The sequence below is a fragment of the Pseudomonas vanderleydeniana genome (assembly GCF_014268755.2).
GTDB lineage: Bacteria > Pseudomonadota > Gammaproteobacteria > Pseudomonadales > Pseudomonadaceae > Aquipseudomonas > Aquipseudomonas vanderleydeniana.
On record NZ_CP077093.1, the window covers coordinates 6,660,962 to 6,683,028 of the forward strand.

23 protein-coding genes are annotated in these 22,067 nt (G+C 63.3%); 3 read left to right on the forward strand and 20 right to left on the reverse strand.

The features are described from left to right. Positions 1-99: 99 nt before the first annotated feature. From HU752_RS29985 to HU752_RS30005, 5 genes are read right to left on the reverse strand one after another with little or no spacing between them, the layout of a single operon-like run. Positions 100-1,059, reverse strand: a complete 960-nt coding sequence (locus HU752_RS29985; protein WP_186684365.1) for a C-terminal binding protein — start codon at positions 1,057-1,059, stop codon at positions 100-102. Positions 1,060-1,066: 7 nt separating this feature from the next. Continuing rightward, complete coding sequence (locus tag HU752_RS29990; protein ID WP_186684367.1) at positions 1,067-1,369, reverse strand: AzlD family protein; 303 nt, start codon at positions 1,367-1,369, stop codon at positions 1,067-1,069. Beyond that, positions 1,366-2,073, reverse strand: a complete 708-nt coding sequence (locus tag HU752_RS29995; protein WP_186684369.1) for an AzlC family ABC transporter permease — start codon at positions 2,071-2,073, stop codon at positions 1,366-1,368. The genes HU752_RS29990 and HU752_RS29995 overlap by 4 nt, the downstream gene beginning before the upstream one ends. Further along, positions 2,070-3,167: a pyridoxal phosphate-dependent aminotransferase gene (locus HU752_RS30000; protein WP_186684371.1), complete on the reverse strand. Its 1,098-nt coding sequence runs from the start codon at positions 3,165-3,167 to the stop codon at positions 2,070-2,072. Before HU752_RS30000 ends, HU752_RS29995 begins: the two co-directional genes overlap by 4 nt. 20 nt (positions 3,168-3,187) lie before the next feature. Then, entirely contained in the window at positions 3,188-4,381 is a 1,194-nt protein-coding gene (locus HU752_RS30005) for a KamA family radical SAM protein (protein WP_186684379.1), read from the reverse strand. A gap of 134 nt (positions 4,382-4,515) precedes the next feature. On the opposite strand from HU752_RS30005, the gene HU752_RS30010 reads away from it, so the two are divergent. Beyond that, positions 4,516-5,928 (forward strand): aminotransferase-like domain-containing protein, encoded by a 1,413-nt coding sequence (locus HU752_RS30010; RefSeq protein WP_186684381.1) that lies wholly within the window; start codon positions 4,516-4,518, stop codon positions 5,926-5,928. Here the strand turns inward: HU752_RS30010 and creC are convergent. Genes creC through rloA2 form a run of 3 tightly spaced genes read right to left on the reverse strand, consistent with a single transcriptional unit; the run spans position 5,923 to position 8,583 of the window. Next, entirely contained in the window at positions 5,923-7,344 is a 1,422-nt protein-coding gene (gene creC / locus HU752_RS30015; RefSeq protein WP_186684383.1) for a two-component system sensor histidine kinase CreC, read from the reverse strand. The two genes, HU752_RS30010 and creC, sit on opposite strands and share 6 nt — an antisense overlap. Then, positions 7,344-8,024, reverse strand: coding sequence for a two-component system response regulator CreB (gene creB / locus HU752_RS30020; protein WP_186684385.1), 681 nt, complete (start codon positions 8,022-8,024; stop codon positions 7,344-7,346). Before creB ends, creC begins: the two co-directional genes overlap by 1 nt. Positions 8,025-8,082: 58 nt before the next feature. After that, a complete protein-coding gene (gene rloA2, locus HU752_RS30025; protein ID WP_186684387.1) occupies positions 8,083-8,583 on the reverse strand; it encodes a retropepsin-like aspartic peptidase RloA2 in 501 nt (166 codons plus the stop codon). A gap of 195 nt (positions 8,584-8,778) precedes the next feature. Here rloA2 and yihG point away from each other — a divergent pair, with 195 nt between their 5' ends. Next, positions 8,779-9,666, forward strand: coding sequence for a 1-acylglycerol-3-phosphate O-acyltransferase, YihG family (gene yihG / locus HU752_RS30030; RefSeq protein ID WP_186684388.1), 888 nt, complete (start codon positions 8,779-8,781; stop codon positions 9,664-9,666). Between the two features lie 3 nt (positions 9,667-9,669). On the opposite strand, the gene HU752_RS30035 is transcribed toward yihG, so the two are convergent. The 7 genes from HU752_RS30035 to HU752_RS30065 form a co-directional block, all read right to left on the reverse strand. Further along, the gene (locus HU752_RS30035; RefSeq protein WP_186684390.1) at positions 9,670-10,827 is read right to left on the reverse strand and encodes a glutathionylspermidine synthase family protein; all 1,158 of its coding nucleotides are present in this window, start codon (positions 10,825-10,827) and stop codon (positions 9,670-9,672) included. Beyond that, a complete protein-coding gene (locus HU752_RS30040) occupies positions 10,827-11,579 on the reverse strand; it encodes a DUF1190 domain-containing protein (protein WP_017903078.1) in 753 nt (250 codons plus the stop codon). The genes HU752_RS30035 and HU752_RS30040 overlap by 1 nt, the downstream gene beginning before the upstream one ends. Before the next feature lie 11 nt (positions 11,580-11,590). Next, positions 11,591-12,016, reverse strand: coding sequence for a DUF350 domain-containing protein (locus HU752_RS30045; protein ID WP_026145035.1), 426 nt, complete (start codon positions 12,014-12,016; stop codon positions 11,591-11,593). A 142-nt stretch (positions 12,017-12,158) separates the two neighbouring features. Further along, positions 12,159-12,701: a DUF2780 domain-containing protein gene (locus tag HU752_RS30050; protein WP_186684392.1), complete on the reverse strand. Its 543-nt coding sequence runs from the start codon at positions 12,699-12,701 to the stop codon at positions 12,159-12,161. 130 nt (positions 12,702-12,831) lie between these two features. Beyond that, positions 12,832-13,491 (reverse strand): ATPase, encoded by a 660-nt coding sequence (locus tag HU752_RS30055; RefSeq protein ID WP_186684394.1) that lies wholly within the window; start codon positions 13,489-13,491, stop codon positions 12,832-12,834. Then, positions 13,491-13,835 carry a type II toxin-antitoxin system Phd/YefM family antitoxin gene (locus HU752_RS30060; protein WP_017903082.1) on the reverse strand — a complete coding sequence of 115 codons (345 nt, stop codon included), beginning with the start codon at positions 13,833-13,835 and terminating at the stop codon, positions 13,491-13,493. Before HU752_RS30060 ends, HU752_RS30055 begins: the two co-directional genes overlap by 1 nt. 110 nt (positions 13,836-13,945) lie before the next feature. Further along, positions 13,946-14,191 (reverse strand): hypothetical protein, encoded by a 246-nt coding sequence (locus HU752_RS30065; protein WP_186684396.1) that lies wholly within the window; start codon positions 14,189-14,191, stop codon positions 13,946-13,948. A gap of 217 nt (positions 14,192-14,408) precedes the next feature. Here HU752_RS30065 and HU752_RS30070 point away from each other — a divergent pair, with 217 nt between their 5' ends. Further along, the gene (locus HU752_RS30070) at positions 14,409-14,987 is read left to right on the forward strand and encodes a hypothetical protein (RefSeq protein WP_186684398.1); all 579 of its coding nucleotides are present in this window, start codon (positions 14,409-14,411) and stop codon (positions 14,985-14,987) included. Between the two features lie 260 nt (positions 14,988-15,247). Here the strand turns inward: HU752_RS30070 and fdhA are convergent, their stop codons facing one another. The 5 genes from fdhA to HU752_RS30095 all read right to left on the reverse strand — a co-directional run bounded on the left by fdhA (position 15,248) and on the right by HU752_RS30095 (position 22,058). After that, on the reverse strand, positions 15,248-16,447 hold the full coding sequence (gene fdhA, locus HU752_RS30075; RefSeq protein ID WP_186684400.1) for a formaldehyde dehydrogenase, glutathione-independent: 1,200 nt from the start codon (positions 16,445-16,447) through the stop codon (positions 15,248-15,250). A gap of 342 nt (positions 16,448-16,789) precedes the next feature. Further along, positions 16,790-17,647 carry a formyltetrahydrofolate deformylase gene (gene purU / locus HU752_RS30080; RefSeq protein ID WP_017903087.1) on the reverse strand — a complete coding sequence of 286 codons (858 nt, stop codon included), beginning with the start codon at positions 17,645-17,647 and terminating at the stop codon, positions 16,790-16,792. Between the two features lie 289 nt (positions 17,648-17,936). Then, entirely contained in the window at positions 17,937-18,569 is a 633-nt protein-coding gene (locus tag HU752_RS30085) for a sarcosine oxidase subunit gamma (protein ID WP_186684402.1), read from the reverse strand. Between the two features lie 139 nt (positions 18,570-18,708). Beyond that, on the reverse strand, positions 18,709-21,726 hold the full coding sequence (locus HU752_RS30090) for a sarcosine oxidase subunit alpha (protein ID WP_186684404.1): 3,018 nt from the start codon (positions 21,724-21,726) through the stop codon (positions 18,709-18,711). Beyond that, positions 21,723-22,058, reverse strand: coding sequence for a sarcosine oxidase subunit delta (locus tag HU752_RS30095; protein ID WP_017903835.1), 336 nt, complete (start codon positions 22,056-22,058; stop codon positions 21,723-21,725). The genes HU752_RS30090 and HU752_RS30095 overlap by 4 nt, the downstream gene beginning before the upstream one ends. Between the last annotated feature and the right edge of the window lie 9 nt (positions 22,059-22,067).

Consider the following 22,067-nt stretch of genomic DNA (forward strand, 5'->3'; position numbering starts at 1 on the left):
AGTCTGGGACGCCCATGTGGAGTCCTGATGGGGAGCATGTGGAGATTGTGTGGAGTTATGGCGCAACAGTCGCAGAGCCGACCGTTGCGCCGCACGACCTCAGTTGACGACGTTGCGATGCTGGCCCTGGCTGAGGATTTCGCGCAACACCTGTGCTGCCTTGGCCCGCAATTCGGGCAGAGCGGCATCGGAGTAGAACGCGACATGCGGGGATAGCAGCACATCATCACGATTCAGAAACTCGGCGGGTATCGCCTGACGCTCGTCCTCATAGACATCCAGTCCCAGGCCGGCGAGCAAACGATCGGCAACCGCGTCGCGCAGGGCAGCGCCATCGATGATCGGCCCGCGCGCCGTATTGACCAGGTACTTGCCTTGCAAGGCAGCCAATTGCTCCTTGCCGATCAGATGCCGAGTCCGATCGTCGAGGGGGGCATGAATGCTCACCAGATCCGCACACTCGAGCAACTGGGCAAGCGTTTCACAACGGTTGACGCCCAGGGACTTCTCCACCCCGCTGCTCTGATGAGGGTCATAAAAGCTCACACGGCAACCAAAGGCCTTGAAGCGCAAAGCCACTGCCATGCCGATCCGTCCACAACCGATCAGGCCGACATGCAACTGGTTGAGACGTGGCAACGCCCCGACTTCACGCCAGTCCCAACTACCGGAGCTGACCACGGCATGCCCGCGGGGCAGGCGCCTGAGCAGCGAGAGGGCCAAGCTCAGAGCATGATCGGCCACCTCTTCGGTACCATAGTCCGGCACATTGGCCACGGCGATACCTGCCTGCCGAGCGGCCACCAGGTCGATATTGTCGAACCCCACCGCCGCCCGCACGATCCCGCGGCAAGCCTTGAGCTCACCGAGAAAACCAGCCTGCAGCGGGACCAGATGCCAGCTGATCAGGCCGTCGCACTCAAGTGCGTCGGGTGGCAACTCATCGGTGCTGCGCACCCGGTAGAGCGTGACACTCGCGTCCCCACCCAACACCCGTTGCTCGATATCGGGCTGGTCTACATAACTGTTGTGCAGCGAATCGATAATTCCTATTTTCATTCTGTCCCTATCCCATCAACCAACGAATCAGAGCACACGCCACGGTCCCCGTGGCGACGCCAAGCAATGTGTTCCTGGAGACCCAGACCACCACCACGGTGACCAGCGCCGCCAACCAGATCGACGGGTCGCCGCTGGCCAGCTTGGGGCTGATCAATGCCGCCAGCAGCGCGGCAGGCAGGTTCTTCAGGAAACGTTCGGTAAAACCATTGAAATGCGTGCGTTGCGATGTCACCAACAAACCGCCGACTCTCGTCAGGTATGTGACCAGCGCCATTCCAACGATCGCCGCCAACTCCAACTCACTCATGCCCGCCTCTCCTCGGGTTCAGGTTGTGGTAACGCGGCAACCAGTGCACTGGCGGCAATCGCCGCAATCACCACCGAAGCCTGGCCGATGCCCGGCAGCCTCGCCGCATAGAATGCGATCACACCCGACAGCAACCAGGTGAAGAAATCCAGCGAGCGCTGCCAGAGCAGGACCATCAGCGACAGAAACATCGCCACAAAGGTGAAATCCAGTCCGAAATCCGCCGGCCTCGGAATCTGGTTCCCCAATTGCGTACCCAGCAACGTGCCACCTACCCAGCCGCCATAGATCAGCAGGCCGGCCTGGACGAAGTAACGCAGCGAGGGTGTCGCCTGCTTGAAGCGATGTTCGGCCAACGCCCAGGTTTCATCGATCAGCAGCAATGCAAACGCCGGAATCAGACGGCTCCTGGACTCCTTGCGAAACGAGGGCCGCAACGAAAGACTCATCAGCAGATGTCGCAGATTGACCAGTAGCGTGGTCATGACCACCGCCACCAGGGAAAGCTGCCCCGCGTTCCACTGCTCCACCGCGATGAACTGCGAGGCCCCGGCAAACACCAGCAGGCTCATCAGTGTGGCGGCGAAGGTCGAGAGCCCGGCCTTGGCAGCCAGGACGCCGAAGACCAGGCCAAAGACGAACCCACTGATAACAATCGGTAGCGCATCCTGAAACGCATCGCGAAATTGCAATTGCGGCTTCATGCGATAGCCCTCTCGAACAGCGCGATCAGTTCATCCTCGAGCACCGCCTCGCACACTGTCACCCGGATCAGGTTGTCGACCGCCGGGTGCGCAGGGCGGTGCACGGCGATGTGGTGTTCGAGCAGATGCTCCTGCAGGTGCTGGGCCGCCCGAGTGGAAGGCAACAGCAGACTGACGAAGTTGGTACCGGACGGCAGCACCCGGTAACCGACCTCTCGCAACCGCTCGCCCAGACTGTTGCGCAGCAACCCATTGAGCGTGCGTATCAATTCACCGTGCTGCGGGTCATCCAGTACCAGCTGTGCCGCATGCTGGGCCAGCCCTCCCACGGCATAGTGAATCCGGACCTTGCCCAGCAGTTCGATGAACGCCTCATCCGCCAAGGCGAACCCAAGACGCAGTCCCGCCAATCCATAGGCCTTGGACAATGAGCGAATACGAATGCAGCCCGGCAAGGGCCGCCCACTATCTGCCTGCAAATCCGCACAGAAGTCGAGGTAGGCCTCGTCAAGCAACAGCGTGCAATCATCCGGCAGGCTCCGACAAAACTCATCGATGACCTCAGGCAACCACCAGCTCCCGCTGGGGTTGTCCGGATTGGCCAGATAGACCACCCTCGCACCGGTGCGGACCACCTCCTGCAGCAGGCCGGGCAGGTGCACCGACAGGCTGTGCCCGGTGCGCTGATAGTCAACCTCGATCACTTCGCAACCCGCCGCCCGGGCAAAATAACCAAAGGTCGGATAGGTGCCCGCAGTGCAGACCACCTTGTCCCCCGGAACACACAGGGCCCGCAGGCACAGGGCGATCACGGCATCGGCCCCACTGTCCAGGCAAATATGTTCGGGGTCGATACCATGGACCCGCCCCAGCGACTCGCGTAGGGCACTGGCACCAGGATCACCATACAGGCGGGCGAGCCGACAGAATTCCTCACCATAGTGTTCCTGCAGCACCGTCAGCGGCGCATCCAGGCATTCGTTGCCTCCCAGGCGGTACTGCACCTGATAGCCGGTACGTTTCTGGAACGCCACCAGCCCGGGAAAGGGATTGGGGTTTTCCAGCCCGCGCAGATGCTCGGCAATTCGTGGCATGCCCCGCTCCCCCTGCGGTTTCATTCCGGGAATGTGCATGGCTGCCCCTGCCAGTTGGTGAAATGCAGGAATTCTCCTTCGCTGCGAACCTCAAGGCGGGGCAAGCCAACATTCAGGTCCAGTGGGACGGTGTACTTGCCGGTCTTGTGCGGCAGCACGTATTCGGGCACCGCAATGTTGGACAGCCGGCGCTTCATTCGCCCGACAATCGCCAGGGCGGCGCTGATATCGGTACGGAAGGCCTCGGAGCCCGGCGAGAAAGGCATGAAGTGGTAGAGATAGTGCGGCTGCACACCGACGCGATACAGCTTCAGGCACAGCTCGGACAGGGTTTCATAGCTGTCGTTGATACCACTGAGCAGCGGAATGTTGGCAAACAGGATCGGACACACCGCGCGCAGCCGCTGCACAGCCTTGAGGAAATCCTCGGTTACCTCCCGTGGGTGGGCAATGTGAAGACCGATCGCTGTCACATCGTGGCGTGCCAGGATGTTCACCAGTTCCGGAGTGATGCGATACGGGTTGAAGGTCAGGGCGCGGGTGTGCAACCGAATGATCAAGTCCGGGCGAATAGCCCGCAGATCGCCGAGATAACCATCCAGGTGCTTGTCGGAATGCATCAGCGGCTCACCGCCACTGAGAATCACCTCGTCCAGCTGGGGGTTGTTGCGCACATAGGCCAGCGTATCGAGCCAGTCCTGCTTGCGCATCGAGCTCTTGGCCGTCTGCTTCTCCAAGGTCCTCAGGGCCTCGTAGCAGAACTGGCAGTAAGCATGGCAGACGTTGGCCAGACGCAGGATCACCCGGTTGTCGTATTTATGCTGGCAGATGGGCGTGACCATCTCGTCGGGCAGCTCCCAGTTCTCCGACTCACCATCGTAGGCCAGCGGCTGGGGGCCGTGTTCAGCATTCCAATCCGGGATCAATTGGCGCCAGATCGGGTCGCCGGCTAACGGGCGCAGGTGCTCATCCACCTTGATCAGCGACAGGGTGTAGGGCGTCACCGTGAGTTTGCGATTCTGCAGATGGCTACTGATACGCGCCAGCCAGTCACCCTGTTCAAGCCCCGGGAAGTAGCCCAGCAGCTCATCCAGCCGGGTAACGGCATTGCGCTGCTGCCACTTCCAATCCGCCCAGTCATCGAAGTCGGAAACAATCAGGTTGCTGCGTTCCTGCGCCCTTGTAGCCATGGACTGTGACAAGGCCTCAAACATGGGTACTCCTCCTGAGATAAGTGACTGGCTCCCAGGCATACCGCAAAAGTTCCATGAATAAAAAAACAGTAGTGGCCCTGCTATGAGAACTGTTAGAAAATTCCCTCTAACACTTGGTGGTCAGGGAGGCTGGGATGGAACTCACACTGGACCGTTCTGCGGGGAAACCCGTGGAACAGTTGATCCAGGCGATCAAGGACGCCATTCTCCAGGGCAGGATCAAGCCGGGTCAGCGCCTACCGTCCATTCGAAAATTGAGTGGCAGCCAGGGACTGAGCTACTACACAGTCGTCAGCGCCTACGAGCGCCTCGAGATCAATGGACTGATCAGTGCCAGCCAGGGTCGTGGCTTTTTCGTCGAGGCACAGCCGGCCAGGCTCGCGAGCATGCCAAGGCTGCCGGTCGACGAACCGGTCGATAACGGCAATCTGAACGCCTTCTGGCGGCTGTTCCATGGCAGCGCCTACAGCATGAAGCTCGGTTGTGGCTGGCTGCCGCCGTCCTGGCGCGATACCCAGGCACTGGCCCGCGTGATCCGCCGCACCGCGAACTTCGCCCACAGCACGCTGATCGAGTATGGCGATCCCCTGGGGCACCTGCCGTTGCGGCAGAACCTGGCCCAGCACCTGCTGAACACCCTGGGCTTGACCCTTCAGCCGGACCAGATCCTGACAACCCTCGGAGCGACCCAGGGTCTGGATCTGGTCATTCGCCATATCCTCGAGCCCGGGGATCATGTCCTCGTCGACGATCCCTGCAACAGCAACCTGGTCCAACTCCTGGCCTTGCGCGGCGCGGTGGTGATCGGCATTCCGAGACTACCCGAGGGACCGGATGTCATCGCACTGAAGGACGTGCTGACCCGGCATCGGATCAAGGCGTTTTTCATCAACTCGAAGTTTCACAACCCCACCGGCGCCTCGCTGAGTCCACAGAACTCGTTCCAGATGTTGCAACTGGCCTATCAGCATGATTTCACTCTGGTCGAGGACGATGTCTACGGTGACCTGAGCAATGAACAGGGCAACCGGCTGGCCACTCTCGACGGTATGCGCAAGGTCATTTACATCGGCAGTTTTTCCAAGACACTCTCGGCCAGTCTGCGTGTCGGCTACGTGGTCGCGCCGACTGGCCTGATCGCCCAACTGGCGGACCTGAAGCTGCTGACCAGTGTTGCCGTCCCCAGTTTCTGCGAGCGCTTCCTCAGCGCGATCCTCTCTGATGGTCTCTATGAACGTCACTTGAACATCGTCCAGCGCAAGCTCCGCACGTCCCAGGCAACCGCCCATGCCTGCTTTACGCGCTGGGGCTGGGAGATCTTTCATCAGCCCGACTGCGGCATGTTCATCTGGGTCCGACATCCACGTTTGGAAAGTACCGATGACTTTCTCGAAAAGGCCTACAGAGAAGGCGTGCTGCTGGCCCCTGGGCACCTGTTCAGTGCCGATGGCAGGCAGAGCCCCTGGCTGAGGATCAATGTCGCCCACCTGGATGCGGAAAAAGCCGAGTCACTGTTCAACCTCGACAAGACAACGACGGCCTCATGAACACAGGATGATCCTGACCTCGACCCCACCCTCGACGTTGCCGATCAGCAACTCGCCGCCGTGCAGCTTCACCACTTCTTCGACGAAGTTCAGCCCCAGCCCGGTGCTCTTGCGCCCACTGTGCGGGCGCGGCAGCGAGTAGAAGCGCTCGCTCAGGCGCGGCAGGGCATAGTCGGGAATCGCCTCGGCCTGGTTGAACAGGCTGAAACGCAGTCGCTGGCCGTCGCGTTCGGCGCTGAAGCGGATCACTCCGCCCGCCGGGGTAAAATCCAGGGCGTTATCCAGCAGGTTGCCGATAGCCTGGCGCAGCAGGAAACGCTCGCCGAATACGCTGACGTCCGCGCAGATCCCCCGTTCGATCTGCAAACCGGCGCCTTCGATACGTGCTGCCTGGGCCTGCAAGACTTCTTCGACCAGAGCCGCCAGCGGCACCTCGACCTGTTCTTCCAGCACCTGCCTTTGCTCCACCAGCGCCAGGTTCAGCAGTCGTTCGATCAACTGCTGCATGCGCGCACTTTCGTTCTCGATGTTGCCGACGAAACGCTCGCGCTGGGCATCCGGCATTTCGCCGTGCAACAGCTCCGCGGCACCGCGAATCGCCGCCAGCGGGCTTTTCAGTTCATGAGTCAGGGTGTGCACGTAGCGCTCGACGTAGGCCTTGCCCTCCAGTTGCGTACGCATGTGCTCCACGGCACTGGCCAGCTGTTCCATTTCCCCGCCGCGATAATGCGGCAGTTCGGCGCGCTGGCCCTCGCTGACCGCCTGGGCATAGGCGGTCAGTCGGCGCAGGGCCGCGCTCAGCCACCAGGACAGCAGTGCGCCGAACAGCAGGCCCAGGGCGATCAGCCCGGCGCCCCAGAGGATCAGGCGGTGCTCGGTGCGGTCGACATAGGGTTGCAGCGAGCTGTTGGGCTTGGCCACGGTGACCACGCCAATGATCTCGCCCTGATCGGTGATCGGCGCACCAACGTGCATCACCGAGGAGTTCGGGTCGTCAGGGTCGGATCGGGTCGAGCGCGCGCCGTACTCGCCGCGCAGGGTCAGGTACACATCGTTCCAGCGCGAGTAGTCCTGCCCCAGCGCCAACCCGGCGGAGTCGAGCAGGACGATACCCTTGGCATCGGTCACGTAGATACGGTGGTTGACCTGGTTCTTCGGCAGGCCCCAGATGTTCGCCGCCGGCTTGCGCTTGCCGTAGGCCTTGAGCACTTCGGGCAGGCGGCTCTGGCCAAGGGTGCCGGACTTGACGTCATCATGGAGGATTTCCGCCAGCAGGTTGGCGGTGTCCACCAGGGTCTCCTCGGTGGACTGGCGTACTCCGGGACGGATTTCCTTCATCACCGTGCTCAGCACGAAGTAGCCGGTCAGGCCGACGAACAGGAAGTACACCAGGAAGATCCGCAGCCCCAGCGGCATCAGCTTTGACTCGGACTGTAGCTGTAGCCCAGGCCACGGTGGGTCTGGATCGGCTCGGCGTCACTGGCCACCAGCCGCAGCTTGGCCCGCAGGCTCTTGATGTGGCTGTCGATGCTGCGCTCGTAGCCGGCATCCGCCGCAACGCCGACGGCGTCGAGCAGTTGCTCGCGGCTGAACACCCGCTCGGGCTGCTCCAGCAGGCAGGCAAGCAGGCGGAATTCATGGCGGGTCAGGCTCAGGACCTGTCCGCGATAGCTGATCTGCACCCGTTCATGATCGACCAGGAAACGTTCGTTGCCCGACACCGCCGGCACCTGGGGCACCACGCGTTTGAGAATCGCCCGGACCCGCGCCGCCACTTCGCGTGGGCTGAAGGGTTTGACCACGTAGTCGTCGGCACCGATCTCCAGGCCCACCACCCGATCGATCTCGCCGTCACGGGCGCTGAGGAAGATCACCGGCACCTCGGTAAAGCGCCGCAGTTGCTTGCAGACCTCGAAGCCGCTGATGTCCGGCAGGCCGATATCGAGGATCAGCAGATCGGCCGGCGTGGTGCGCTGGTACTCGACCGCCGCGCCGCCGAGGTTCAGCCAGGTGGTGGTGAACCCCTCGCCCTGCAGGGCATAGACCAGGGTATCGGCAATCGCCGCTTCGTCGTCGACTATCAGGATATGGGGCATGGCGTCCGAGCACTGTGGGCAATGGCGCAACGGTGCCGGACGCGTGCCGCCCCGTCAATCAGCAGTCGGGCTTGTCGGCGGTATAGCGCCGTGCCGGGTTCACCGCCGCGCCGAATTCGCGCAGGGCCTTGGCGCCGATCAGCAGCGGGTAGTTGAAGCTGCTGCGGTTGGTCAGGTTGACCTCCACCGTGCGCTTGACGTTGCCCAGGCACATTTCCAGGTCGACCACCGGGCGCTTGCTCGGGTCGGCGACTTCGCCGTCCTCGTCTTCCTCGGCACGGGTCTTGATCTTGCTGATGCGCGAAACCTTGTGCTCGTAGACCTTGTTGTCGGCGTCGGCGGTACCGAGGCGGAAGCGCACCCAATCCTCGCCGTCGCGCTTGAACAGCTCAATGTCCTTGGCCGACAGCGACGCGGTCAGCGCGCCGGTGTCCATCTTGGCCTTGAAGGTCTGGCCGATCTCCGGCAGACGAATGTACTCGTAGCGCCCGTAAAGGGTCGGCTCGGCGGCCATGACCGGAAGAACCAGGAGGGACAACAGGGCAAGAACGGATTTCACTTGGGCTGTACCTTTGAGTGGACGCGCAGGAGAGGTGCATTTTAGACCGTGCCGTCGTCATTGGTTCATGAACAATCGGCTAAATGACCGCCATCCTGTCACATCGTGCGTGAAACATTCGTCGAACGGCCGATTTGGCGTCCGCCCGCCGCACCTTTATCATGGCCCGCCCTCTCGCCCTGGAAGAGTCCCTTTATGCGCCGCCTGTTCACCGGCAGCCTCGTTACGCTGCTGTTATTGCTCAACACCCTGGTGCTGTTCGGCCCACTGATGGTGTTCGCCCTGCTCAAGCTGGTGCTGCCCGGCCGTTTCCGTGACTACGCCAGTTGGGCAGTGATGTGGATCGCCGAGACCTGGGCCGAGATCGACAAGCTGATTTTCTCGCTGTGCATCCCCACCCGCTGGGACATTCGCGGCGCCGAAGGCCTGCGCAGCGATACCTCGTACCTGGTGGTGTGCAACCACCAGTCATGGGTCGACATCCCGGCGCTGATCCAGTCGCTCAACCGGCGCACGCCGTTCTTCAAGTTCTTCCTCAAGAAGGAACTGATCTGGGTACCGTTCCTGGGCCTGGCCTGGTGGGCGCTGGACTACCCGTTCATGAAACGCTACTCCAAGGCCTTCCTCGACAAGCACCCGGAACTCAAGGGCCAGGACCTGGAAATCACCAAGGCCGCCTGCGAACTGTTCAAGCGCCAGCCGGTGACCGTGGTCAACTACCTCGAAGGCACCCGCTTCAGTGAGGCCAAGCGCCAGCAACAGGCGTCGCCGTTCAGGCACCTGCTCAAGCCCAAGGCCGGTGGCGTGGCCTTCGTCCTCGCGGCAATGGGTGAACAGCTCGATGCGGTGCTGGATGTCACGGTGGTTTATCCACAGGAGAAGATCCCGGGATTCTGGGACCTGATCAGCGGCAACGTGCCCAAGGTGATCATCGACTTCCACACCCGCGCCATGGACCCGAGCCTGTGGCAGGGCGACTACGAGAACGACCCGGTGCTGCGCAAGCGGGTCCAGGACTGGGTCAACCAGCTCTGGAGCGAGAAGGACGAGCGCATTGCCGCGCTACGCAGCGAGCGCGGCTGAATCTCAGTCGAGGATGATGTGTGGCAGGAAACGGCTGGTGTCCTTGGTGATCAGCGAGTTGTCCTCGCGAATACCGATGCCGGCCGGCTGATCGCCGATCATCCAGCTGCCGAGCACCGTATGGCTGCCGGCAAACGAAGGCAACGGCTGGAACTGCTGCAGCACGAACGGCCCCTGGTCATAGGGGCCCTGCTCGCTGATCCGTTCGCCGGTCGGCGTGTGAATTTCCACATTGGCCCCCTCCCGCGAAAAGAACGGCTTGCGCACCCAGCCCCGGCCCGGACGCCCCTGCGGGTCCGGGTCGATGAAGGCCGGCAGCAGGTTCGGGTGGCCCTCATGCAGTTCCCAGAGCAGCGCCAATGCCCCCTTGTTCGACAGGATCGCCTTCCACGGTGGCTCGACGAATAGCGTTCGGCTGTGCGCGATGGCCGGGCCGAAAGCTTCGCTGAACAGGTTTTCCCAAGGGTAGAGCTTGAACAGGGTGCTGATCGGCTGGTCCTGCTCGTCGACGAAACGCCCGGCCCGGTCCAGGCCGATCGCCTCGATGTCGATCAGTTGCGTCGCCAGCCCGGCCTGGCGGGCGATGTCACTCAGATACTCGACCGTGCCACGGTCTTCCAGCGAGTCACGGACCGAGGCGAAGTGGAACGGCGACTGGAACCCGAGTTCGACGAAGGCCTGCAGCAGCTTGTCCTCAATGCTGTTGAACTGGTCGGCCCGGACCGGCAGTTGCCCACGGCGCATCTGCTCCTCGAGCCAGACATACTGGAAGAAACTCGCCTCGTACAGCGACGTCGGCGTGTCGTAGTTGGTCTCCAGCAGCTTGGCCGGACCGTGGCCGTCATAGCACAGGTCCATCCGCCCATAGAGGTGCGGGTGGCCCTGGCGCCAGGAGTGGCGGATCAGGTCGCGATAGCCCTCGGGGATCGCCAGGCGATCGAGCAGTTGCTCGCTGTCGACCACCCGCGCGACCAGGTCCATGCACAGCTCATGCAACTGGCGGGTCGGCTCTTCGAGGTCGTCCTCGATCTGGCGCAGGCTGAACTGGTAGTAGGCCGACTCATCCCAGTAGGGCTCGCCATCGAACGTGTGGAAATGAAAGCCCAGCCGTTCGGCGGTGGCCCGCCAATCCGGACGGGGCAAGCTGGAGACGCGTTTCATCAGCCACCCCTGCTGCTGCCGTGGGATGAACCGAAACCGCCGCGGCTAACCACCCGTGGTGCCGAACCACTGTACGACGCCGGGGTGAAACGCCCCGGGCTGTTCAGGCGAAAACGCGCGTTGCTCGACTGGGCGAAGGTCTTGCCGGCTCGGGCCTGCTGATCGAGGCTGCTGGCCTGGTAGCCGCCACGGCCATCGCGCTCGTTGTACAACGGCTCGCTGAAGTAGCGCGGTGCGTAGGGGTCGGTACCCAGACCGATCCAGCGCCAGAAGCGGCTGCCCCAGTCGTTGGAGTAGCTGGAATAACCGGAGCCGCCGAAAGAACTGCCGTAGCCGCCACCGTTCGACGAGACGACAGGCGGGCCGCTCTCGATCACGGTCTGGTCATCCAGTCGCTTTTCCTCTTCAAGAGGCGCCGGCACCGCCTGCACGGTGGTCAGGTTGAAGCCGGCCATCAGCGGGTGGAAGCGGGTATTGCCCAGATCGGCCACGCAGTCGCCGCGGGTGAAATCACTGGCACAGGCGTCCTGGCTGGGGTACTCCGGCACGATTTCCAGATGCTGGTCGCGAGCCTCCGCCGCCGCATCGGCACAGACATCGGCTGCCACGCCGGCCGCGACACAGGCCGGCTCGCTGGCATACTGCGTGGTCTTGGCGACATCGCGCGTCCGCACCTGCTCGCCATCACAGGCCACCAGCACGAAGGGCACGCTGCCCAGCAACACCAGGCCAACACGTTGGCTACGTTTCATCGCCAGCGCCCTCAGACCGGTGGGGTCATGCAGGCCGCATTGAGCAGGCCGACACTGATGGAGATCGCCGCCGAAAGGATCGCCGCCGCCAATTCACCCTTGGCGATCCGGGCCGACAGGCCGCGAATCAGCAGGCTGACCAGGCCGAATGCCAGCAGTTGGGCGACCAGCGCGATCAGCGCCCAGACCAGGAAATCCACCAGCGACACCGAATGGGCAATGGCACTGGCCGCCGGGATCGCGAAGCCGATCAACGCGCCACCCAGGGCGGTCGCGGCGGCAACGTTGCCGGCACGGATCAGCGTCCACTCCTTGTGCGGCGTCATCCAGGTATAGAGGCAGGCATACAGCCCGAAAACCAGCAGTGCCACCAGCAGGTACAGGACGAATCCCATGACCGCATCCAGGTGCAACGACATCCTCACCGCATCGACCAACATGCTTGTGCCACTCTCTCCATGAACAGGCGGCGACAAATAGCACACTGCGCGCCGGAACAGAACCCGGCTCGGCCCGACACGAACAAAAACGCACCGGGTCCTCGCGGAGCTCGGTGCGTCGGCCAGCCCTGGCGACGGTCTAGCCGCCTGCGCCCCAGATGCCGCTGAGGCTCTGCAACAGCGGACCGCCGACACCCTGGTCGCCCAGGTACTTGAGAAGGATCGGTGCGAACTGGCCGACCATGCCGCTATCCATGCCCAAGGCGCCGAAGGCGTTGTTCAGGTCGTTGGTGTTCTTCACGTTACCCAGGGCATTGCCCACCGCCGATGAGTCGCCCGACTGGCCGAGCAGGCCGCCAAGACCGGCCAGGGCAGCGCCGCCCGACAGCTGGTCGAGGCCCGGTATGCTCTGGCTCAACTGCGAATAGTCGTTGCCGCTGAGCCTGTTCTTCGCCAGGCCGAGCATCGCCCCGGTACCGCCGATGGCCTGTTCCGGAGTGACGTTGAGTTGCGAACCCAGGGCGCTGAGCAGACCGCCTTCCGGTGCCGTGGCATGATCGTTCTGACCACCCTGCATGGCCGACAGCGCGTTGGCCGCGTCATTCAGGCTGAACGCCGCGAACACCGGCGTAGCGGCGAAGGTCAGGAGCGAAGCCAGTACGACACCGCGTGGAATTTTCATTGCAGCCACCTCACAAGTCATCGAAGGCCGCCGCTGGCAAGCGGTCGGCACTGGCCATTGGAGTGGGAAAAGCCGGGCTTGTTCCACCCTGCCATCAAGTATGGCGGGGATTGGCCGTGCGGCCTTGCCGTCAGCCGGAAAGCCGCTCGATGGCGGCCTGAACCAGCGGTCTCGCCCATACGGGAATGGCTTGCAGGGCCTGGGCGTCCTTCGGGTCGGGGCTGAGCAGTTGGCCGCCGGCCATTTCCAGGACCAGCAACGGATCGGGAATGGCCTCGCCCGGCGCGACGTCGGTGCTGTTGTCAAACACCTGCAGATGCGTCAGGTACGGCATCAGGCTGATCAGGTTGACCCGCGAGTTGACCCAACGCTCACGGATCTTCGGCTCCGGAATGTCATGGCCACCCCGGGCAACCCGAAGACGCACCCGCCGCAGATGCTGCTCCGGCGAGGACAGGCCACAGAACAGCATGATCACATCATGGGTCTGCGCCGCCTGGGCGAGCATCAAGGCGATGGTGTTGCCACCCAGGGTGGTTTCGAAGGCATGGTTGCGCCGCTCGCGCAGGGCGTCTTCCAGTTGTTTGCGGCCATGTTCCCAGGCCAGGCCATTGGCGCGCTGCGGGTCGATGCCCAGGCTGCTCGCCAGTTCGCGGGCAAAGCTGTCGGGGTTGAACCAGTCCAGGCCATGCTCGGCGAGCAACGCCCCGCCCACCGAACTCTTGCCGGCACCGTTGACCCCGGCCAGGACAAAAATGAACGGGCGTTCGCCGGCCGGCGTTTCACTCATCAGAACGTGGAACCGGCTTCAGGCCGCTTGCCCAGCTTGCCCTTGGCCGCCAGCAGCGAACGCACCCCCTGGGCCGCCTGGGGTTGTTGCAGGCTTTGCAGGCGCGCGTCAAAACGCTGGGTCAGTTCTTCCAGGGCCGACTGCTCACGATCCTTGTAGGCCTGCACCTGGGCAGTCAGTTGCTGGTAGGTCTCGGCATCCAGCAGGACCATCTCCACGGTGGAGTGGTTGGTCACCGCGACGCTGCCGGACTGATGAACCAGGCGGACCACGTCGGCCCACTTGTTCTTCACCTGGGAAGCGTTCTGGCGCGGCAGATCGAGGAGGTCAGGCAGGGCAATCATGGCGCGTGCTCACAGATTGGGAAGGCCAATCCACTATAACAATCACCAGCCATTTTGGCTATTTTTGCCATATTGGCCCGAAAGCGCGCCTGACCCTCGCTGCCAGGGGGTTAGCGGGCGAACCCGGCGAAGGCCTGGCACAGGGTGAGCAGGTGACGTTCGTCGTCTGCATCCATGTCGCCATCTTCATCCATGTCCACGCGAACATTGACGGTGTCGTAGGTCTTGTCCTCGCCAGACGAGGACACGGCGGAAGCGAAGATGAGCTCGTCGCCTTCATAGAATTCTACCAGCACCTCCGGAGTGCCATTGCTGTCGATGTCTTCCAGGGAGAGTCGGATTTCCTTTTTGGCCATGAAGGCACCTCTTTATCGAGAGATTGATGGAGCGCTCATGTTGAGAGGCCGGCGGCCTGGCGACCATTGCCCGACGGCGACAGGCCGCTGCGGAAAAGACGCCCCGTCCCGGCGGAAAGCCTCTGCCTGGGCCCTGGAATCCATGAGCGATGTCCGCCCCGCTAGGGCTGGCCGGGCATTTGCCGTAAAGTGGGAGCCCCTGGGAGAGAGCACGCACATGGACGTGAAAATCGGCGGAACCGCACTGGCAATCATCCTGGCTGGCCTGGCCATCACCTTCGGCCTGAACGAATGCCAGCGTGGCCCGCTGAACCCCGAGCTGCCCGACAACCTCAGCGACGAGCAGACCGCCTGGCTGACGCTCGAACACCGCATCAAGCGCGCCGATCCCGCGCTGGCCGAGGTCAGCCGCGACCAGCAGGCACTGACCATCCTCTACCGGCCCGGGAAGGTTGCCGATAACGAAGAAGCCTGGGTTCCACGAATGCTGCGCACGGTCGGCCAGGGCCTGGCGGCGGTGAACAATGCACCCGGCGGCAAGCAATACGCACAGGTGACGATCAAGGCCCACATCGTGGCTGCCGATGACGTCGAGCTGGTTTACGGGATGGACAGCTTCGACGCGATCAAGACCCAACAGGGTGGCTACATCAATTTCGCCAGCATGCCTCGCGAGCTGAAGTTCAGCCGCGAGACACTGGCACAAGCCCGCGAATACTGCCGCGATCCGAGCGGCTGGGGTTTCTACCCGGAGTTCTGCCAGCGGGTAGGCGCGGCCAAGGCGGCTCAGCGCTGAAGACTCAAGCCTGCGCTTGCCTCGGCAGGCAGCTTTGCTGAGATGCCGCAGTGGTGGCGGCCGGCGGCGTTTCTGAAGACTATCCGTTGAGGCCATGGGCCCTTTCGCGGGCAAGCCACGCTTCTACGGTTCATTGGGGTGTCCGGTATCGGCGAACGCCTCCCTGTAGACGCACGGCTTGTCCGCGAACGGGACGACACCATAACCCGTCGTCATCAAGCAAAAAGGGCGACCGAAGTCGCCCTTTTCTTGCCTTTCGCTTACGCCGCGCTGAACATCTTGTGCGGGTCGATCACGAATTTCTTCGGCACGCCGGCATCGAACTCGCCGTAGCCCTTCGGCGCCTCGTCCAGGCTGATCACCTGCACGCCCACCACTTCGGCGATGTTGATGCGATCCCACATGATCGCCTGCATCAGCGCGCGGTTGTACTTCATCACCGGGGTCTGGCCGGTGTGGAAGCTGTGGGACTTGGCCCAGCCCAGGCCAAAGCGGATGCTCAGTGCACCGATCTTGGCGGCGGCATCCACCGCACCCGGGTCTTCGGTCACGTACAGGCCCGGGATACCGATCTTGCCGGCCACGCGGGTGACCTGCATCAGCGAGTTGAGCACGGTGGCCGGGGCCTCGTGCTTGGCACCCTCATGGCCATGGCCCCGGGCCTCGAAGCCCACGGCGTCGACGGCGCAGTCCACTTCCGGCTCGCCCAGCAGCGCGGCGATCTGTTCGTGCAGCGGCGTGTCCAGGGACAGGTCGGCGATCTCGAAACCTTGCGCCTTGGCATGCGCCAGGCGGGCCGGGTTCAGGTCACCGACGATGACCACCGCCGCGCCCAGCAGGCGGGCCGAGGCGGCAGCGGCCAGGCCGACCGGACCGGCACCCGCGACATACACGGTGCTGCCCGGGCCAACGCCCGCGGTGACGGCGCCGTGGTAGCCGGTTGGCAGGATGTCGGACAGGCAGGTCAGGTCACGGATCTTCTCCATGGCCTTGTCGCGGTCCGGCAGTTTCAACAGGTTGAAATCGGCGTAGGGCACCAGCACGTATTCGGCCTGGCCGCCAGTCCAGTCACCCATGTCGACGTAGCCGTAGGCACCGCCGGCACGCGCCGGGTTGACGGTCAGGCAGACGCCGGTGTGCATTTCCTTGCAGGAACGGCAGCGCCCGCAAGCGACGTTGAACGGCACCGAGACCAGGTCGCCGATCTTCAGGTTTTCGACGTCACTGCCCTTCTCGACCACCTCGCCGGTGATCTCGTGGCCCAGAACCAGGCCGACCTGGGCGGTGGTACGACCGCGCACCATGTGCTGGTCGGAGCCGCAGATGTTGGTGGAAACCACCCGCAGGATCACGCCGTGCTCGATCTTCTTGCCACGCGGGTCCTGCATTTTCGGATAGTCGATCTTCTGTACTTCTACCTTGCCAGCGCCAAGGTATACCACTCCACGATTGCCAGACATGCTTTCACCTCGCTGTTGTTTTTATGTAGCGACGCGTTGCCACGAAGCAACGCGTTGATTGCTCGGGGTTGTGCTTGTGTCTTTTTTTACTGCGTTATTCTTTGGATTTTTCGCGGATGAATCCGGCTCCCACAGTGTTGTGGCGCACACCAGTCTTGTGTTCGACACTCCACCTTGTGGACGCCGGATTCATCCGCGAATGGGGCACGTTGTTTTTCAGGGCCCTATCGCCAGCAAGCCGGCCCCCACAAGGGGCGGTGTACGCCAGGATTCCGCGAACACCACCCGCCCACCGTGGGAGCCGGCTTGCTGGCGATGAGGCCAGGATGGACAGCATGAAACTCAAAGGACGACCGTCCGGTTGGCGTTGAGGAACACCCGCCGCTCGATGTGGTAGCCCACCGCCCGTGCCAGGGTCAGTCCCTCGATATCCCGGCCCTTGGCGATCAGGTCCTCGGGGTAGTGGCTGTGATCCACCACCTCCACGCCCTGGGCGATGATCGGCCCTTCGTCCAGGTCGTTGTTGATGTAATGCGCGGTCGCCCCCACCAGCTTCACTCCCTTGTTGTAGGCCTGGTGGTAGGGCTTGGCGCCCTTGAAGCCCGGCAGCAGCGAGTGGTGGATGTTGATGGCGCGACCATCGAGCTTGCGGCACAGCTCCGGCGACAGCACTTGCATGTAGCGGGCAAGGATCACCAGTTCGGCGCCGGACTCCTCGATCACCTGCCAGACCTGCCGCTCCTGGGCCGGTTTGTCATTGGGATCGAGGGGGAAATGGTAGTAGGGAATCTGGTGCCAGTCGGCCAGGGGCTTGAGATCGGGATGGTTGGACACCACCGCGACCACGTCCATGGACAGTTGGCCGATTCGCTGGCGATAGAGCAGGTCGTTGAGGCAGTGATCGGCCTTGGAGACCATGATCACCACTTTCGGCCGGTAGTTCGGCGCGGTCAGCTCGAAGGTCATGCCGAACGCCTTGCCACGCTCGGCCAGGCCTGCGCGGAACGCCTGTTCGTCGAAGCCTTCGGACTGGCGGAACTCCACACGAATGAAGAACCGGCCCGAGAGGCGGTCATCGAACGAATGGTGTTCAGTGACGTAGCAGCCCTGCTCGAACAGGAAGCGGGTCACCGCATCCACCGTGCCGAGCACGCTGGGGCAGTCGGCGGTCAAGATCCATGTATCGGGGGCGCGGCTCATCGGGTGACTCCTGTTCTTGAATGCTGCAAAAACCTGGGTGGGTCTGGCACTGATCCCCGAAGAAAGGAGATCGCTTCTGCAAGGGGCTTGCCGGTCTACCCGTGGCGAGGGGACTTGCCCCCGCTCGGCTGCAGAGCAGCCGTAAAACCGGCAAACTCGGTGTGTCAGACACACCGCGTGCTCAGGGTTTGGGGCTGCCTTGCAGCCCAGCGGGGGCAAGCCCCCTCGCCACAGCTATACTTTTCGCCCAAATGTGCCTCCTGATACAGGCCCTCGGCACATTTCAGCCTCAAGCCTGAACGTTCAGGCCGTACTCCGCTGCCGCATCCTGCAGCCACAACCACCAGTAGTCCGAGAAGCTGCGGCGGATCACCAGTTCCCAGGTGTCTTCGGCAGTGTGACGGATGATCAGCTGCGACTTGGCGAACACCGTGCCGACGGCCTTGCCGACCGGGAAGTTGTTCGGGTGCACGTCATAGCTGGTCGACTTCATCAGCACCTGGCGCACGTTCGGGCCGCTCAGCTCCAGCAGTTGCTGGCCACCGCTGACGTTGACGATCGCGATGTGCAGGTCGCCCAGCGCTTCGCGCAGGGCCTTTTCGGCGGCGTATTCCTCACCGGTCGGAACGACCAGCAGCCACTCGTCCGGGCCGAGCCATTGCAGGCTGGTCTCGCCCTTGGCAACGACGGTCAGGGCCACGGGCAGTTCCAGGCCCAGGGCCTTCTTCACGCCGGCGGCGAACGCCGGGTCATGGCCGTCGCCACGGATGGTCAGGTGGCCGAGCAGTTTCTTTTCCCGCACGGTCACGCCGGCGTTCTTGCGGCCCTTGCCCACCAGGCTGGCCAGATCGGCATGGTGCAACGACGACTCGGCCTTGGCCCCGGAAGTCGGGCGTTGCTGGTAAACGTTGGCTGTGCTCATGTGAAACACCTGTATTGAATTCTGTCTCTGATCGTTCCCACGCTCTGCGTGGGAATGCCGCCATGGACGCTCCGCGTCCGCTCTTGGGGTGCGGAGCGCCCCGGGATGCATTCCCACGCGGAGCGTGGGAACGATCGACTTAGATGTTCTGGCGATCGCCTTTCGGATCGAAGAACACCGAGGACACGATCTCCGCCTCGATCACGCTGCCATCGGCCAGCGGTGCGAACACACGCTCACCCATACGCTTGAGACCGCCCTTCACCACCGCCATGGCGAACGAGTAGCCAAGGGAGTTGTGCGCATAGCTGGAGGTCACGTGACCGACCATCTTCATCGGGATCGACTGCTTCGGATCGAACACCAGTTGCGCACCTTCCGGCAGCCACTTGTTCGGGTCGATCGGCTTGAGGCCAACCAGTTGCTTGCGGTCTTCGCGCACGCAGTCCTCGCGGTTCATCCCGCGCCAGCCGATCCAGGAGAACGGCTTGGTACGGCCGACGCACCAGCCCATGTTCAGATCGTCCGGGGTCATCGAGGCGTCGGTGTCCTGGCCGACGATGATGAAGCCCTTCTCGGCGCGCAGCACGTGCATGGTCTCGGTGCCGTACGGGGTCAGGTTGTACTTCTTGCCCGCCTCGGCGATCTGCTCGAGGACACCCATGGCGTAGTCGGCCTGGATGTTGACCTCGTAGGACAGCTCGCCGGTGAAGGAAATCCGGAACACCCGTGCCGGCACGCCGCCCACCAGGCCTTCCTTCCAGGTCATGAACGGGAACGCGTCCTTGTCCAGGTCGATGTCGGTGACTTCGCTGAGCAGCTTGCGGCTGTTGGGGCCGGACAGGGTCAGGGTCGCCCAGTGGTCGGTCACGGAGGTGAAGTACACCTTCATTTCCGGCCATTCGGTCTGGTGGTACAGCTCCAGCCACTGCAGGACGCGAGCCGCGCCGCCGGTGGTGGTGGTCATCAGGAAGTGGTTGTCGGCCAGACAGGCGGTCACGCCGTCGTCGAAGACCATGCCGTCTTCCTTGCACATCAGGCCATAACGGGCCTTGCCCACATCGAGCTTGGTCCAGGCGTTGGTGTACACGCGGTTGAGGAACTCGCGGGCGTCCGGGCCCTGGATGTCGATCTTGCCCAGGGTCGAGGCGTCGAGCAGGCCGACGCTGTCACGCACGGCCTTGCACTCGCGCTTGATGGCGGCGTGCATGTCTTCGCCGGCACGCGGGAAGTACCATGGGCGTTTCCACTGGCCGACGTCTTCGAATTTGGCGCCCTGCTTCACATGCCAGGCCTGCAAGGCGGTGTAGCGCACCGGCTCGAAGATGTGCCCGCAGTGACGGCCGGCCACCGCACCGAAGGTGATCGGCGTGTAGTTCGGACGGAACATGGTGGTGCCCATCTGCGGGATGGTCACGTTCAGCGAACGGGCGGCAATCGCCAGGCCGTTCACGTTACCCAGCTTGCCCTGGTCGGTACCGAAGCCCAGCGCGGTGTAGCGCTTGACGTGCTCGACCGACTCGAAGCCCTCGCGGGTCGCCAGTTCGATGGCGGCGGCGGTCACGTCGTTCTGCAGGTCGACGAACTGCTTCGGTGCACGCGAGGTGCCTTTTTCATGAGGGACCTGGAACAGCGCCAGGGTTGGCTCTTCCTGACGGGAAAGGGCCTTGGGCAGTGCACCTTCGACGGCCTTGAAGCCGGCTTCGCTGGCTGCACGCGCGCCGCCCTCGAAACCATCGGCCAGGGTATCGGCCAGGCTGTAGACGCCGTTCAGGCCACCGACGCACACGCGTTTCTGCGGTGCTTCACCGGCGACGAAACCGAGGATGTCTTCACGCCAGACCGGCTTGCCGCCCAGGTGCGAAGCCAGGTGAACCACCGGGCTGTAGCCGCCGGAGCTGGCGATCAGGTCGCATTCGAGCCACTCACCCGGGCTGGTCACCTTGTTGGCACGCACGTCGATCGCGGCGACGCGGGCCGCAGTCACGCGCTTGCTGCCACGGGCCTCGATCACGGCACTGCCGGTCAGGATACGGATACCCTTGGCGCGCGCTTCTTCCACCAGCGCACCGCGTGGGTTGCTGCGGGCATCGGCGATCGCCACCACCTGCAGGCTGGCGTCGAGCCAGTCCAGGGCAACGCGGTAGGCGTGGTCGTTGTTGGTGGTCAGTACCAGCTTCTTGCCCGGTGCCACGCCGTAGCGGCGGACATACACCGAGACAGCGCCGGCCAGCATGTTGCCCGGCACGTCGTTGTTGCCGTAGACCAGCGGACGTTCGTGGGCACCGGTCGCCAGGACCACGCGCTTGGCGCGAACCCGGTGGATACGCTGGCGAACCTGGCCGATCGGGGCACGGTCACCGAGGTGGTCGGTCAGGCGCTCGTGAATGGTCAGGAAGTTGTGGTCGTGGTAGCCGTTGACGGTGGCCCGTGGCAGCAGCAGCACGTCCGGCAGGGACTTCAGCTCGGCGATGACCGTGGCCACCCACTCGGCCGCCGGCTTGCCGTCGAGGCTTTCGCGGGAGTCGAGCAGGCTGCCGCCGAACTCTTCCTGCTCGTCGGCCAGGATTACCCGGGCACCGCTGCGGGCAGCCGCCAGTGCGGCGGCCAGGCCCGCCGGGCCGGCACCGACGATCAGCACGTCGCAGTGCTGGTTCATGTTGTCGTAGGTATCAGGGTCGTTCTCGGTCGGCGAACGGCCCAGGCCAGCCGCCTTGCGGATGTACTTCTCGTAAGTCATCCAGAACGACTGCGGATACATGAAGGTCTTGTAGTAGAAGCCAGGAGGCATCAGCTTGCCACCGACCTTGCCGAGGATACCCATCACGTCGTTGTTGACGCTCGGCCAGCCGTTGGTGCTGGTCGCGACCAGGCCCTGATACAGCGCCTGCTGGGTAGCCCGCACGTTGGGGATCTGGGTGGCTTCGGTAGCACCGATCTGCAGCACCGCGTTCGGCTCTTCGGCCCCGGCGGCGAAAATGCCGCGTGGGCGGGAGTACTTGAAGCTGCGGCCGACGATGTCGACGCCGTTGGCCAGCAGCGCGGCGGCCAGGGTGTCACCTTCGTAGCCCTTGTAGCTCTCACCGTTGAAGGTGAAGCTCAAGACTTTGTTGCGGTCGATACGACCACCGTTGGACAGGCGATTGACCTGGCTCATACCTTTTCTCCCACAGCCGCCTGGGGCGCTTTCGAACTTTCCGCCTGCTTGGCAGCGGTGAATTGAGGCTTCTCGCCGATCTTGTAGGTTTCCAGGATTTCGTAGGTCACCGTGTCACGGGTCACGTTGAAATACTGGCGGCAACCGGCGACGTGGTCCCAGAGTTCGTGGTGCAGGCCGCGCGGGTTGTCGCGGAAGAACATGTAGTCACCCCACTGCTCGTCGGTGCAGGTGTTGGGGTCCAGCGGACGCGGGATGTGCGCCTGGCCGGAAGCGTGGAATTCCTCTTCGGAGCGCAGTTCGCCGCAATGAGGACAGAAGATGTGCAACATGGGAATTTC